This is a genomic window from Chryseobacterium taichungense (genome assembly GCF_900109935.1).
GTDB lineage: Bacteria > Bacteroidota > Bacteroidia > Flavobacteriales > Weeksellaceae > Chryseobacterium > Chryseobacterium taichungense.
In genome coordinates this window covers 1-15,697 of the sequence record NZ_FOBV01000014.1, presented here as the reverse complement: position 1 = coordinate 15,697, position 15,697 = coordinate 1, and the positions used below count along the sequence as shown (strand labels likewise).

11 protein-coding genes, 1 tRNA gene and 1 pseudogene are annotated in these 15,697 nt (G+C 36.0%); 9 read left to right on the top strand and 4 right to left on the bottom strand.

The features are described from left to right. Positions 1-70: 70 nt before the first annotated feature. On the bottom strand, positions 71-412 hold the full coding sequence (locus tag BMW64_RS19475) for an Mpo1-like protein (protein ID WP_090002216.1): 342 nt from the start codon (positions 410-412) through the stop codon (positions 71-73). 110 nt (positions 413-522) lie between these two features. Further along, positions 523-2,193 (bottom strand): APC family permease, encoded by a 1,671-nt coding sequence (locus tag BMW64_RS19470; protein WP_090002214.1) that lies wholly within the window; start codon positions 2,191-2,193, stop codon positions 523-525. A 252-nt stretch (positions 2,194-2,445) separates the two neighbouring features. Here BMW64_RS19470 and BMW64_RS19465 point away from each other — a divergent pair, with 252 nt between their 5' ends. From BMW64_RS19465 to BMW64_RS19455, 3 genes are all read left to right on the top strand, one after another. After that, positions 2,446-5,406: a tetratricopeptide repeat protein gene (locus BMW64_RS19465; RefSeq protein ID WP_090002212.1), complete on the top strand. Its 2,961-nt coding sequence runs from the start codon at positions 2,446-2,448 to the stop codon at positions 5,404-5,406. Between the two features lie 107 nt (positions 5,407-5,513). Beyond that, positions 5,514-7,274 (top strand): porin family protein, encoded by a 1,761-nt coding sequence (locus BMW64_RS19460; protein ID WP_090002211.1) that lies wholly within the window; start codon positions 5,514-5,516, stop codon positions 7,272-7,274. Positions 7,275-7,345: 71 nt separating this feature from the next. Continuing rightward, positions 7,346-7,419, top strand: a tRNA-Arg gene (locus tag BMW64_RS19455). Positions 7,420-7,963: 544 nt separating this feature from the next. Here BMW64_RS19455 and BMW64_RS20995 read toward each other — a convergent pair. Beyond that, positions 7,964-8,947, bottom strand: a pseudogene (locus tag BMW64_RS20995) (recombinase family protein); the annotation flags it as partial. A gap of 50 nt (positions 8,948-8,997) precedes the next feature. Beyond that, entirely contained in the window at positions 8,998-9,216 is a 219-nt protein-coding gene (locus BMW64_RS19445) for a hypothetical protein (protein WP_143052741.1), read from the bottom strand. Positions 9,217-9,622: 406 nt separating this feature from the next. Between BMW64_RS19445 and BMW64_RS19440 the strand changes: the two genes are divergently transcribed. The 6 genes from BMW64_RS19440 to mobC all read left to right on the top strand — a co-directional run bounded on the left by BMW64_RS19440 (position 9,623) and on the right by mobC (position 15,391). Next, positions 9,623-11,140 (top strand): hypothetical protein, encoded by a 1,518-nt coding sequence (locus BMW64_RS19440; protein ID WP_090002206.1) that lies wholly within the window; start codon positions 9,623-9,625, stop codon positions 11,138-11,140. Positions 11,141-11,256: 116 nt separating this feature from the next. Next, positions 11,257-11,886, top strand: coding sequence for a hypothetical protein (locus BMW64_RS19435; RefSeq protein WP_228400977.1), 630 nt, complete (start codon positions 11,257-11,259; stop codon positions 11,884-11,886). Between the two features lie 128 nt (positions 11,887-12,014). Beyond that, positions 12,015-12,389: an ArsR/SmtB family transcription factor gene (locus tag BMW64_RS19430; protein ID WP_002978466.1), complete on the top strand. Its 375-nt coding sequence runs from the start codon at positions 12,015-12,017 to the stop codon at positions 12,387-12,389. Then, the gene (merTP, locus tag BMW64_RS19425; protein ID WP_090002204.1) at positions 12,386-12,985 is read left to right on the top strand and encodes a mercuric transport protein MerTP; all 600 of its coding nucleotides are present in this window, start codon (positions 12,386-12,388) and stop codon (positions 12,983-12,985) included. The genes BMW64_RS19430 and merTP overlap by 4 nt, the downstream gene beginning before the upstream one ends. 1 nt (position 12,986) lies before the next feature. Then, positions 12,987-13,193 (top strand): GDCCVxC domain-containing (seleno)protein, encoded by a 207-nt coding sequence (locus BMW64_RS20990; RefSeq protein WP_069796431.1) that lies wholly within the window; start codon positions 12,987-12,989, stop codon positions 13,191-13,193. Between the two features lie 197 nt (positions 13,194-13,390). Continuing rightward, the gene (gene mobC / locus BMW64_RS19415) at positions 13,391-15,391 is read left to right on the top strand and encodes a conjugal transfer protein MobC (RefSeq protein ID WP_090002202.1); all 2,001 of its coding nucleotides are present in this window, start codon (positions 13,391-13,393) and stop codon (positions 15,389-15,391) included. Positions 15,392-15,697: the final 306 nt, after the last annotated feature.

Here is a 15,697-nt window from a genome sequence, read left to right as displayed (position 1 = left end):
AATTAGAGATGAAAAACTACGGCGGGTTTGCTTTGCAAACCCGCCGTAGTTTTAAAAATATGTATAAAATCTAAACCTCTTCTGTCGTTTTACGGGAAGGAATTCCAGTAAATTTCTGTTTCCCGATGAGCAGTTCAAAAAAGAGCCTGAAATCTGAAATCAGAGACCAGAGCGGATACCTGAATGTTGCAGGTTTATTCTTTTCGATTACCGCATGGCTGAACCAGGCAAAACCGTATCCGAATATCGGAACATACCATAAAAATCTTTCTTTTCCGGAACTTATAACATATCCGATTACAAAGAATACCAGAAGTGTTCCAATGAAATGAAAAATCCGGGTTCCCATTTTACTGTGTTCAGTGAGATAAAACTGATAAAATTCTTTAAATGTTTTTATTCTTTCAGACATGGCATGGATAGTTTAAATTATAAAAACCTAAGCAATAAGTTCGCCAATTGTAAAATAGATAAATAAAAAAGCCGGATTCAATATTGAGATCCGGCTTTATATTTTTTAAATTAAGCTTTTCTGAGCTTACTGTTTCTGTATCCGTAGCAGAAATAAATGATCAGTCCTATCGCAAACCACAATCCGAACCAGAACCAGTTGTCATGGCTCATTCCTGTTAATAGATAGAGGCATGAGCTTAGGCCGACCAGTGGAATTAATGAAAAGTTTTTAATGAAAGTAAAGATGCAAAGCACCAGATTAATCAATATAAAGAAAAATATGGAAGCTCTGAATTCTCCTTCTTTCGGATCATTCCAGTCCATCAGGGTGTGGAAAAATTCAGGTTGCCAGAAATAGAAACCAATGAGACCGCCGATAAAAATAACCGGAAAAATGATTTTACCATTAATGTAAGGAAGGTGAAATCTGCCTTTTAATTTTTCTTTTGCAGGAAGCATTAAAACACCGGCACATACCAATACGAAAGCGAAGATTGTTCCTATACTTGTAAAATCGAGAATGAAGCTTTTATCCGTAAATAATATAGGAACACCTACTACAATTCCTGTGATAACCGTTGCAAAAGATGGCGTTTTGTATTTTGGGTGTACCGTCTGGAATTTCGGAGACATCAGCCCGTCCCGGCTCATTGCGTACCAGATTCTTGGTTGTCCCATCTGGAATACCAATAAAACCGTCGTAATCGCAACAATAGCAACAAAAGAAACGACAAGTTCCATCCATGCTACGTTGGCATTAGACTTTTCAAAGATGAAAGAAAGCGGATCACCGACGCCGTCAAACTTTCTGTAGTCGACCATTCCTGTCAATACTAATGTTAAAGCGATATAAATAACAGTACACAGTACCAGGGAAATAATCATTCCTTTCGGTAATGTTCGCTGCGGGTCTTTAGTTTCTTCTGAAAGTACACTTAACGCATCAAAACCGATATACGCAAAAAATACTCCTGAAACGGCGCTCATCACCCCTGCAAAACCGTTTGGCATAAAAGACGACACTTGTGTTTCAGTATTTACCGGAGTCCAGTTATCTGTATTGATGTAAGCAAAGCCAACTAATATCACCAAAACAATAACAGCCAATTTTAGAATTACCAAGACGTTATTAAAGTTTTTACTTTCTTTAACACCAACATAGCACAACCAGGTAATTAGTCCGTTGATAACCAAAGCAGGAACGTCAACGATAAACTTTAAACTTCCTATTAATGGCGCATTTTTCCATGCATTGAGGAGTTCTTTATTTTCGGAACCATTCATGAAAGCTTTCTTGGCTTCTGTATAGCTACAGGTAAGATAATCAGGAATATGCATTCCCATCCTTTCCAGGAAACTGGTAAAATAATCTGACCAGGAAAAAGCCACATAAATATTACCAAAAGAATATTCCATAATTAATGCCCAGCCGATAATCCAGGCGATAAGCTCTCCGAAACTGGCATAAGCATATGTATAAGCAGAACCTGCAGTAGGAATTCTACTGGCAAATTCGGCATAACACAGTGCTGTAAATCCGCAGGCAAAGCCACAAATCAAATATAACAGAATAACTCCGGGACCTCCTCGGAAAACGGCTTCACCCAAACTGCTGAAACTTCCTGCACCAATAATCGCCGCAATACCAAAAAACACAATGTCCCAAACACCCAAAACTCTGTGTAAGCTTGTGGATGTATCTGAATCTGAATAGATTTTTCTTCTAAAAAGCTGACTCATTCAATTCTTTTATTTGATTTGAAAAAAGCAAATGTAATTATTTATCTGAAATAATTCGGATTTTCTTAAGGTTTCTTACCGAAAAGTTAAGAAGTCTTAAAAAATTATCCACTTATTAACAATGTGTTAAAACGCTTGTATATACAATATCTTTTCAATATTTTCGTTGATGGATTGTGGATAATTTTTCCGCAGAATTTTAAATATCTTAGACCTGATTTTCAGTCTTAAACATTTTAAAATTTAAAATTAATGAAATCAAAAAAAATACTCTTAGCAGCTGCGGTGTTCTATTTCGGGATCTCCGATGCACAGCAGTCTCAGTACTTTGCACAAAAAGAAAACTACAGATTCAACCTCGCGGAAAATCTTTATCAGACCAAAATATACAACGCTTCCCAACACGAATATGCCCGACAATATTTCTATAATCAGAATCTGTCGAAGTCAAGGCAGGAAGCAGCGCAATTTTTTGATAATGTAATTGGGGTAATCCTTCAGAAAAATCATGCGGAAGAAGGTTTAACGGCTTTTATCAAGGAATATCCGAATTCGGCATACTTTGCGCAGGCAAATTTACCACTGGCTGATTATTATCTTGCAAAAAAGGATTTCCCGAAAGCCTTGGAAACGCTTAAAAAAGTTAATCAGTATCAGCTTTCCAAAGAAGAAAATACACAGTATGTCTTGAAGTTGGGTTATGCTAAATTTATGATGGGAGATTCCAAAGGAGCAACGGATGCTCTGGAAGAAGCTTATAAAACGGCTGATGAATCCCAGAAAGGCGATATTGCATACATGCTGGGACATTTATATTATTCCGACAGACAGAATGACAAAGCATTTCAGTATTTTGATTCTGTGAAAGATCAGCCGAAATATTCAAAACTGGTCCGTCCGTATTATGTACAGATGTATTATAATGATAAGGATTATGACAAAGCAATTTCTGAAGGTACGGCTTTATTGAATGAAGATATTTCAGATTCATACAAGGCGGAAGTTCACAAAATCATCGGGGAAAGTTACTTTATGAAAGGTGATTACACGTCAGCGTACCCCCACCTTAAAGATTATCTGAGCGTTCAGCAGAATCCTTCGGAAAATGATCTGTATGAAATGGGATTTGTGGCGGCTCAGCTTAAAAAGTATGATGAGGCCGTTTCCTATTACAATCAGTTATTGAACAGCAATTCTGCATTAGCTCAGAACGCTTATTATCAACTTGGAAATGCATACCTCGCTGTTGATAAAAAACAGGAGGCTCTTTCTGCATTCCGTTCGTCGTATCAGATGAATTATGATCTGAAAGTAAAAAAGCTGGCTCACGAGCAATATGCCAAATTAAGCTACGACATTGGAAACCCATTCGAGAGCTCTTCAACGGTGATTCAGAATTATATTAACGAAAACCCGAATACCAATGCTTCAGAGATGAGGTCGCTTCTGGTGAAATCATATCTGTATTCCGGAAATTATAAAGAAACGCTGAATGCCATCGACAGGCTTCAGAATTCATCTCCTGAAATCGATAAAATTGATCAGGAAGTTTCTTATTTATTGGGAACGGAAGAATTCAACAAAGGAAATTATGATGAAGCAGAACAGTATTTCCTGAGAAGTTTAGGATTTAATATCAATAAAGAATTTAATAACAGAGCATTATACTGGCTGGGACAGGTGTATTATCAGAAAGGAAATTATCCTTCGGCTATTGTACGCTATGAAAAACTTTTAAATGAAAATTTCCCGGAGAAGCAGCAACTGCCTTATGACCTGGGGTATGCTTATTTTAAATCTAAGAAATTTGATCAGGCAGAACAGTATTTCACACAGTACCTGAAAAATCCGAAGCCGGAATTCAAAAATGATGCGGAACTGCGTTTGGCAGATATTAATTATGCCAATAATAATCTGAATGAAGCCATTGCCATCTACGACAAAAATGAAGATGCAACGGATTATACCTTATATCAGAAAGCGATGGCATTAGGATTTAAAGGCGATACACAGGCAAAGATCACCAACCTGAAAAGCCTTTTATCCAAATACCCGGATTCAGATTATTATGATGATGCACAGTACGAAATCGGAACAGCCTATGCGGCGCAGGATGATTTTGCCAACTCGAATGATTTCTTTGCCAAAGTGATCAAAACTTCATCCGACAAAGATCTTGTGGCCAATGCATCTATTTACAGAGCTCAGAATTACATCGACCAAAACCAGAGCGATAAAGCTTTATCTGAATTAAAATCTCTCGGCGAGCAGTACAGAAATACAGCCTACGCTGAAAAAATTGTACAGGCAGCCAAACCGATCTTTACCAAAAACGGAGATGTTGCAGGCTATCAGAATTTCGCTAAAAACATCGGAGTAAATGTTGATGCTGCTGAAATTGACGAAATTAATCTTTCGACAGCAAAACAGTATTTTGCCAAAAAAGATTATAAAAATGCTATTTCTTATTACGAAAAATATTTAACCCAAAATCCTACGGGCGAAGGTCTTTATCAGGCTAAATATGAGCTTGGGGAAAGTTATTACCAGACAAAAAATACAACAAAAGCATTACTCGTTTTACAAGAAATAGCAAATGTTCAGAATGATTATCAGGATGATGCACAAACGCGTCTTGCACAAATTTATATTGCACAGGGCGATTCGGCAGAAGCCAGAAAATATCTTGAAAACATCAGAAATTCTTCAAACGTTAATGTTAAAAACTATGCGAATGTTGAATTGATGAAATTGTATGCTGAAGAAAAGAATTTTGCAGAAGCTGAAAAGCTTGCGGATGCGGTTATTGCTAATAATAAAAACTCAGCAGCTGTTATTGAAACTGCTAAAGTAATCAAAGCAAGAAGCCTCATGAATTCAGGAAAAGATAAAGATGCACAGGCTGCTTATGCTGCTCTTGAAAAATCTTCAAATACAGAAGTTGCCGCAGAATCGCTTTATGCAAAAGCATTTTATCAGAATAAAGCAAAGGCCTTTAAATCTTCTAATGAAACGATTTTTAAACTGGCCAATAATTATTCTTCGGAAGAATATTGGGGTGCAAAAGCTCTTGTATTAATGGCTAAGAATTATGTTGGCTTAAAAGACAATTACCAGGCGAGCTATACATGCGATCAGATCATTGAAAATTATAAAGATTTTCCGGAGATCGTAGCAGAAGCGAAAGAGGTTAAAAAGCAGATTAAAAAGTAAAATATTATAAGTTTACCAATTTATCAATGTACTAGTTTACCAGTTCGAATTGCATTACATTGTTAGATTGCTACATTATTACATTGTTACATTAATACAGAAAAATAATGAATAAAAGAATTCAATTATTATCCATCATATTTTTAGGGATCTCATCAGTGGCGTTTTCCCAGATCAAAGAAGAGAAACTGATTCTTAATAAAAAAAGAGAACCTGAAGTAAAGAAGATCGAAAAAAAGAAAACTTCGGTAGAAACAATTAAAAATTATCCGCCGGAAGAAAAGTCACAGAATCCTGTACAGTACAAAATTACGGATGTTCCTGCTGTTTCAGATTTTAAAACATCTACCATCCAGGGACAGGATGTAACTCCGAAATTTGAAGGTTCGGCACAAAATAACTACATCCAGTTTGGAATGGGAAACTACGGAAAAATTCTCGGTGATGCCAATATTTCCAAAACGCTGGAAAATAAAATTGAAGTGGGTGTTGATGCGCATTTTCTATCAACACAAGGGCTTAAAAAAGAATATGACTGGGATTCCAAGCAGAGCTCCACAACATTAGGCGCTTTTCTGAATTCCTATGGAGATAAAGGAAAATTTAATCTGAATGCCGAATATGGCTTAAACAGTTATAATTATTACGGAATTTATGCTCTTCAACCAGGAGATGTCGATTTGGATCAAAGAGTAAATCAGTTTAAGGTAAACGGTTATTATGATTTTTATTCCAATGAAATCCTTAATGATGTACGCGTGAAGTCATCTTTTCTAAAAGACCATTTTGATGCTCAGGAGAATCAGGTTTCCATATTAGCCAATTTGTCTAAACATGCGGTAGAATTAGGAAAATCAGACATTACCCTGAATGCTGATCTTGGTGTCGGTCTTGAAGCAGTAAAAAGTGAATTTGCTATTCTTGATAAAAATTCTTCCAATTTTGTTAATCTGAATCTTGCTCCGAAAGTAACTTTCAGAAAGGGAGAATCTTATTTAACGTTAGGATCTTCATTTGCGTTTCTGAATTCAAAAAATCAGAACGATATAATGCCTGAGCAAATGAAAAACAATAAAACGTATTGGTTTCCACAAGCTGAATTTCAGTACGCAGCCGCTGATGAATTTAAATTCTACGGAGGGGTAGACGGGGGACTAAAACTGAATACTTACGCCGATTTATTACAGCAAAATCCATTCATCGTTTCAGATCAGTATCTGAGACCTACAGAAACCAAATATCATTTTTATGTAGGTTTGAGAGGTGATATTGATGAAATGTTTAAATATGATGTTTCTGCAGGGTACGGAAAATTAAGGGATATGATGTTCTTTAAAGCCAATGATTTGTTTGATTATACTTCAGTTAACCGTTCGGCTTACAACTATGCCAATACTTTTTCAGCAGTTTATGATAATGGAAATGTTGGGGATATCAAAGGAAGCCTGCAATATTTCCCATTGGCAAATCTTGTGCTGGATACGGAAGTGAAATTCACCAAATTTGACTTAGATAATTACTCAGATATTTATAATGTACCGCTTGTTACTGCATCAATCGGTGCAAAATATACCATGCTAGACCAAAAATTAATGCTTGGTTTTAAAGGGATTTTTGCCAGCGACAGAACGACCAATTCATTTGTGCTTGAGGGAGTTGGAAGTCCTATGGTATATCAGTCTACTGAAGATACCAATGACAAAGTTGGAGGGTATGCTGATTTAAACTTATCTGCAGAGTATAAAATTCACAAAAATTTCAGTATTTTCGCACTCGGAAATAATCTTCTGAACTCAAAATACCAGACGTACAAAGGATATAAAGTCCTTGGCGCACAGATTTTGGGAGGAGTGAAAATTACGTTCTAAAATATAATTGATAAATGATGATTGATGAGTGATTACATCGTTTATAATTCATTAATTTTCATTTATATAATGGCTCCGTAGTTCAACTGGATAGAATAACGGATTTCGGCTCCGTCGGTTGGGGGTTCGAATCCCTCCGGGGTCACTTGACGGGAAAAATCACTTTTAGTAGTGATTTTTCCTTTTTTTTTACTTCGTAATTGATTGTTAATTAATAAGATAGAAGAAAGAGCGGAATTGATCTGGGGTGTTCGAAAAGTTGTTTCGTCAAATTCGAGTTTTTCAGCAAAAACCGAACACACTATTATTCTTTTAGTATCTAAATCTCCTGTAGCATAGAGTTGAGAGAGATTTGGCAATATTTTTAACACCTGATCGAGTTTTGTTTTAATATCCATACTTTTACCAGTCAGCTTTTGACCCTGGAGATCCATTTCCAATGCATCAATTTTCTTTTTACTTTCATTTTTAATCAACTGATAATCTTCAAAATCCAATTTATCCTCTAAATATTTTTCTCTTGCGCTATTAAGACGATGGTTTAAGTTAATAATTTTTGAAGAAATTTCTTTTTTCTTTATGTCGAGACTTCGATGTATGTTTTTAAAATTGATCAAAAGTATTTCTTTAAGAAGTTGAACAAACCCGGTATGACACTCATATTTTTTTAACTCTCTGGTAAATGCATTATTAACGATATCTGAGCTATATCTGTACCCGCATTTGGAATTGCAGTGATAATAATAATAAATATTCTTTTTACCTTTTGATCCGCTACCGGTAATGTGACCTCCGCATCTTGGACATTTTAAAAAACCTCTTAGAGGAAATTGGTCATGTGCAATTATTTTTCCTTTTGGCCTTTCTTCCCAAGTTTTGCCACTTAGTACCTTTTGTACTTTATTAAATAATGCCTCTGAAATCAAACTTTCATGTGTAGCTTCTACGAGACAGGCTTCTTCATCTTTGTAAGCTTTAATAAATATTTTACCACAGTACATAGGATTTTTTATTGCCCTGTAGAATGATGTACTGCTAATATTTGCCCCTTCCATAGCATTCATCTTTAGCCTTATTTGATTGATGGAGTAAGTGCCCTTAGCGATCTCATTAAATGCCCAAAGCATATTCGAAGCTTCCGGCTCCTTAAGGCCGACATATTTTCTACCATCTTCAGTACACTTATTGACATAGCCGTAAGATGCTGTTCCCATGAGTCTGCCTTCTTTCTGAGCTCTTCTCATCCCATAAAAAGTATTCAAGGCCCTGCGATCATTTTCAACTTCCGGAGCTGCCAGATAGATCGCCAGCATCATCTTATTTTCAGGAATAGACATATCAAGAGGCTGTTCTATTGCTTGGGGCGAAATGTTGTTGCCTAGCAGCAATTTGATCATCTGATAAGCATCGCCAGCATTTCTGCTAAAGCGATCCCACTTAGTAAACAAAACTAAATTTGATTTTAGACTTCTTTTTTTAATGTGATTGATATATTTTGTCCACTCCGGTCTATTAAAATTTTTAGCAGAGTGGTCTTCAAATATCACCTGACCGATCGTAATCTGGTTTTGATTGCAATATCGTTCTAATCTTTCATGCTGATCTCTCTGAGAATAACCTTTATCAGCTTGTTCATCTGTAGAAACTCTAATATATAAATCTGCTATCAGCATAGTAGTAAGTTTGGTGTTAATATTATGGCTATCAAGCTAATGTAGTAAAATTATTTTAAAATATAATTTTTAATAATTTGATTTGCCAACTGATGAGCAAAATCCATTAAACTTCTGACTTCATCATCTGTTGGATTTAACCCAGAATCCATCAGAATTTTTTTTGATCTATCTAAAGATACTTTTTTCAAGGTGTTTTGCGTAAAATCTATAATTGTATCCTCCGATCTTTTTTTCTGAATGTTTTTTTGTGAAGAAACCTTTTTCATAAGCACTCATCATATTTAATTTATTATATGAGACGATCTCAAACCACAGATCAAATTATAGTGCTACGTTATACAATATCGAAATATGCCAATTCTAAGTGTTCTTTGTCTTAGAATGTCTTTTTGATATAGATAAATTGCTTAATTTCAGTTTATAATTAAGAGAGTTATTCTATTAGGACAGGATGATTTTAAGTTAGAATTATCAACTATTAACCAGATCCAAAGAAAATCAAATATATCTATATATCAAAATAATAAGGTCTTATAGGATTTATGATTTAATGTGAATAGTAGATGCTTAGTCGGTCTAATCAGAATTGTGCTAAAGTTTTCAATGATCTGCAGTGTTTTTAAACTAATTTATTTTATAATTGCTTATAAGAAAATTTAATCTCTACATTTTATGAAGAAAAATTATAAAATAAAGTTGTCAGCACTACTTCTTTTTATTTTGTTAAGCATTTCACTTATGTATTTTGCCAACCTAGAGGATCTTGCAGTATATAACATAGCCTTTATAAGTACAGGAATAGGTATTGCAACTTTTTCAATCAGTTTTTCCTTCTTGCAATATCAATTCTCACCCTACAAAGCACTTTTACAATATGTTTCAAACCGTCATCTGATCTATTGTTATGCAGTCGTATTTATTGCAATAATTCCACTGATCAATTTGATCATCAATAAAACTTATGTACCAGCAGCAGGTATATTTTGCATACCCTTGCTAATCTACGGAGCTATTCTCCTTCCAATTATCTCAATTGAAGAATGTAATCCACGTCTTCTAATGGAAAAGAATTTAGGTATGAATAATATTTCCCGTTATTTGAATGAATTTAAATCTGTAGATAAAGCAGCAAAAGAGAAAAGTGAAAAACTGGAATTTGAATGGCCAAATGAAACGCCTCTACATAGTGTAACATCAAAATACAACACCAATGTTATTGCTAACGATCCATTTGCATTACTTTGTAACGTTATTGAACTTGCGTTAAAGAATGGTGATAAAATAACCTATGAGCGGGCTATCAACAATTATTTTTTATTAACTGACCTTTGTGTCGATCATGAAATTGTAGATTACAGAAGTGGGAGCAGATTTGCAATCAATAAACTGGTGACAGATACATTTGAAATAATTTTAACACAGGTTGTTACGGCAAAAAACATTCCTCTACTTTCAATCATAATCTATAAAACTGGAGATTTTGTAAAAGAGAAAGCTTTAAGACAACTGCAAGCCACAGCACCCTATGATGACCTCATAGACATCCTGGTTAAATATGCTAAAAGTGCTTTGGATAATAATCAAGAATTTGTTATATATATAAGTTCTCTATGCCGTGAACTATCGCAAAAGGGAATTCATGATCCTGAAATAGGTGAAAGAAAAATGTTCTTTAGTGTTCATTTGGCATCCTTTGCTAAATATATTACTATCATTGGGCAAGAAGCAGTTTCGAAGAAAAATTCAGATGTGTTGTTCAGGTGCCTTGAAGATCTCGGTTTTCTAGGTTGTACAGCTGTTAAAAAAAATCATTTCAATGTCATAATTGAATGTTTACAGGGGCTTGTCCAGCTCGGTAGAGAAGCACGTGCTGCAGATGTAAAATGCTTTTGGAGGCATTGCTCTCTTGAAATGACAGATCACGCTGACCAGAGAATAGAATGGATGGTGACTTGGCTTCCACAAGTTCCCGAAGAAGATCGCAACATTCTTGCCGAATCTTTTGGTACAGCCTATTCCAGACTGTACGGGAAAAAGCTTACTGTTTCCATTGAAGAAATAGAAGGCGAGCTAGGAGTTAAATTTACAAAAAGTGAAGAAAAGCATATAGAAAGCTACGCCGATGGCAAATATCGTAAAACTATAGATTATTCTGATTTTAAAGAAATAAAGGAATTTAAACTTTATTAGGATAATTATCTTCGTAGTGCAGATTGTAAAGTTTGAAAAAGTCATAAAGCTGCTGTAAGCAAGTGTATTGTAAAAGACTGAGTAAATTTTTATGAAATAGAATCACTGACCGATCCATGTGGGACCACTATAAAACCCTTCAATATATTCCGCTAAATGAAAAAGGCGAAAGAGCCGGGCATCCGTTCAAGGCTTCGCTGTTCGGAAAGAGCGCAGGGCTTCCGGCTTTGGAATTGCATTTTGCGAAATGCAAAACAGCTTTGAAAGACAGCCCAACCAAACAGACCCTAAAATCTGCCGTTACTATTGCCTTGAAAAATACGAGCGACGAACAGGCATTTAAAAAGCAATCGATGGAACAGGGTATTAACGTAGTGGTGCGCCGGAATGATGCAGGGCGTATTTATGGTATCACTTTCATAGACCACAATTCAAAGGCGGTTTGGAACGGTTCACGCTTAGCAAAGGAACTTTCTGCCAATACCTTTAATGATTATTGGAACAATAATATCAAACCGGAGATTAAAGAACCTGTCGTACAACTTCCAAAAACATCCACATCAAATGATGCAGATCTTCCTGCGGAAGAACCTCATCACTTGTTCGACTTCCTGAATACTACTGAAAAACACGAAGACGGTTTGATTGAGGCATTTGGCGGTTTGTTACCCGAAGCACAGGGCGATGATTACGAGGAACAGGATTTTGCTAACAAAATGAAGAAGAAAAAAAAAAGAAGACTGTAAGAGGTCAGATTTTGGAATTAAAAATCTGTTTTTAAAAAGATTTATTGAGCTGTCACTTTATAATTCTGAAAGAATTTGAGTTGTATTTAAGTAATTGCTTAAATAAACAAATTGACTATCTTTGTGCTATGGACAATAATTCTTGCATACGACAACAAGCAGACATTAAACAAATAAACCGCTGTAAAGACCGAGTTTCAGAACTCAACGGTTCTTTTGACTATTTATCGAACGGACTTGAATTAGCGGGAAACAATGTAAGACTGAAAATACTCTTTCTACTTTATGAAGAAAAACGACTTTGTGTTTGTGATATAAGTGATATTCTTGGTATGACAATTTCAGCGGTTTCACAACACTTGCGGAAACTCAAAGACAGAAAACTTATTGAAACCGAACGAGAAGCTCAAACTATTTTTCACTCACTGACTAAAGAGTATGAAAAAATGCTGAAACCATTTTTCAAAATACTTGACGAAAACAAAATATTAGAAACAATATGAAAACTGACAAAAAATTAATTGGTGCAGGACTTTTGACTACAATTGCAGCTTCTCTTTGTTGCATCACACCAGTATTGGCTCTTATTGCAGGAACAAGCGGTCTTGCTTCCACTTTTTCTTGGCTTGAACCTTTTCGACCCTATTTTATCGGGTTGACAATTTTGGTTCTTGGTTTTGCTTGGTATCAAAAGTTGAAACCCAAAAAGCAGATAGATTGCAATTGTGAAACAGAAGAAAAACCAAAATTCATTCAGTCAAAAATGTTTTTAGGAATGGTAACAGCATTTGCAATCGTAATGCTTGCCTTTCCATACTACTCAAGCATTTTCTACCCAAAGACAGAAAAGCAAATCATAGTAGTGGACAAATCCAATATTCAAAAAGTAGAATTTACGATTAGCGGAATGACTTGTGCAAGTTGTGGCGAACACGTAAATCACGAAGTAAATAAATTGACAGGAATAATAAGTTCAAACGCTTCTTATGAAAATGGAAATGCAATCGTAGAATTTGACAACTCAAAAACAAATATTTCTGAAATCGAAAAAGCAATAAACTCAACAGGATATTCTGTAACCGACAAAAAAGAAAATTAAAATGGAAATCAAATTACAATCAACAATCACTTGTCCCAACTGCGGACACAAGAAAGAAGAAACAATGCCGACAGACGCTTGTCAATATTTTTACGAATGTGAAAAATGCAAACAAGTTCTAAAACCAAAACAAGGCGACTGCTGTGTTTATTGTAGTTACGGAAGTGTTGCTTGTCCACCAATTCAGCAGGACAAAAAATGTTGCTGACGGACAGAAAACAGAAGAGCAACTAAAAGTATTTTTTATTTGGATGCTTCATAAATGTTACGATACAAAAGGATCATAGAAGCTACAACTCTTATCACTTCGCCAAACACTGCCACGCACCGCCATTGACTGCCACATTCTTATAGCCGCTGTGTAGAGCCTTTAAATTCACGCCCGAACATTAAAACTAAAAAAGAATGCAGGGAGAAGACGATTTAAGAGGTTTAGCCAAAATAATGGCTTTTATGCGGGCAGTCAGTATTCTTTTGGTGCTGATGCACCTTTATTGGTTCTGCTACGGGTTCTTTTTAGAACGTGGTTGGACGTTGGAAATAATCAACAAGATATTAGGCAATTTCGACCGGACGGCGGGCTTGTTTTCACATACCCTTTATACCAAGGCGTTCGCTTTGGTTTTGCTTGCTTTGAGTTGTTTGGGAACGAAAGGCGTAAAGAATGAGAAGATAACCTGGGCTAAAATCTACGTGGCTTTGGGCGTTGGTTTTGTGCTGTTCTTTCTGAACACGCCGTTGTTAAAGCTATCTCCGGTAATAGGCACATTTCTGTATATCCTTACTATCTCGTTAGGTTATATTGCTTTGCTGATGGCGGGCGTATGGATGAGCCGCTTGCTTCGTACCAACTTAATGGACGATGTTTTCAACAACGAGAACGAGAGCTTTCAACAGGAAACAAAGCTGATGGAAAATGAATATTCCGTTAACCTGCCCACCAAATTTTACTACAAAGGCAAATGGAACAACGGTTGGATAAATATTGTAAATCCTTTCAGGGCATCAATCGTGTTGGGTACTCCGGGTTCCGGTAAATCTTATGCCATCGTAAACAACTACATCAAGCAGCAGATTGAGAAAGGCTTTAGTATGTATATATATGATTTTAAATTTGACGACCTTTCCACCATTGCCTACAATCATTTATTGAAGCATCGGGATAAGTACAAAGTTCAACCAAAATTCTATGTGATAAATTTCGATGACCCACGCAAGAGCCATAGGTGCAATCCACTCAATCCCGATTTTATGACAGACATTTCCGACGCTTACGAAGCGGCTTACACCATAATGCTGAACCTCAACCGTAGCTGGATACAGAAGCAAGGGGATTTTTTCGTGGAAAGCCCAATTATCCTATTGGCTGCCATTATTTGGTATCTGAAAATCTATGAGGATGGTAAGTATTGTACATTCCCGCACGCCATTGAATTGCTGAATAAAAAGTATTCGGACGTATTTACCATTCTGACCTCATATTCCGATTTGGAAAACTATCTTTCTCCGTTTATGGATGCCTGGCAAGGTGGCGCACAAGACCAATTGCAGGGACAGATTGCATCGGCAAAAATCCCTTTGTCAAGAATGATTAGCCCGCAGTTGTATTGGGTTATGACTGGCGATGACTTTACGCTCGACATCAATAACCCAAAAGAGCCTAAAATTTTGTGCGTGGGTAATAATCCCGACCGCCAAAATATCTACTCCGCAGCATTGGGTTTGTACAATTCCCGTATTGTTAAGCTCATCAACAAAAAAGGGCAATTAAAGAGTTCAGTAATCATAGATGAGCTGCCCACAATTTATTTTAGGGGACTGGATAATCTTATCGCAACAGCGAGAAGTAATAAGGTGGCTGTATGTTTGGGCTTTCAGGATTTTTCGCAATTAACAAGGGATTACGGCGACAAGGAAAGCAAGGTAATACAGAATACTGTCGGTAATATATTCAGTGGTCAGGTGGTTGGCGAAACGGCAAAAAGCCTTTCGGAACGTTTCGGAAAAGTATTGCAGAAACGCCAAAGTATGACGATTAACAGGAATGATAAATCTACCTCTATCTCCACACAGTTAGACAGCCTTATTCCGGCTTCCAAAATTTCAACACTTACACAAGGTATGTTTGTCGGAGCCGTTTCGGATAACTTTGATGAACGTATCGAGCAAAAAATATTTCACGCTGAAATTGTGGTGGATAATGAAAAGGTAGCGGCAGAAAGCAAAGCCTATCAGCAAATACCGCAAATCCTTTCTTTTGTGAATGAGGAGGGCGAGGATAAGATGAAGCAGGAAATTGAAAGCAATTACAAGCAGATAAAATCAGACATCCTGAATATTGTTGAAAGCGAAATGGAGCGTATCAAGAACGACCCGAACTTGCAGCATTTGGTACAACAAGAGTAATTCTAATCATTAGTATTTGTCATAAATAATCAATCATTGTAAATGAATTAAACGATGAGCAAAGCGTAGTTCAACTTAAATTGTAAATTTGTTTATTGCTTATGTATTAAATACTAAACGTAGTCAGTAAATAAATATGAATACAATCTTTATTAAAAATATGGTTTGCGACCGTTGCATTATGGTGGTACAAAACGAATTGGAAAAACTGGGATTAGATGCTAAAAATATAAAACTGGGCGAAGTTATTCTTTCCAAAGAAATAACATCTCTGGAAAAAGAGAATTTGTCCAAAACTTTAGAGCC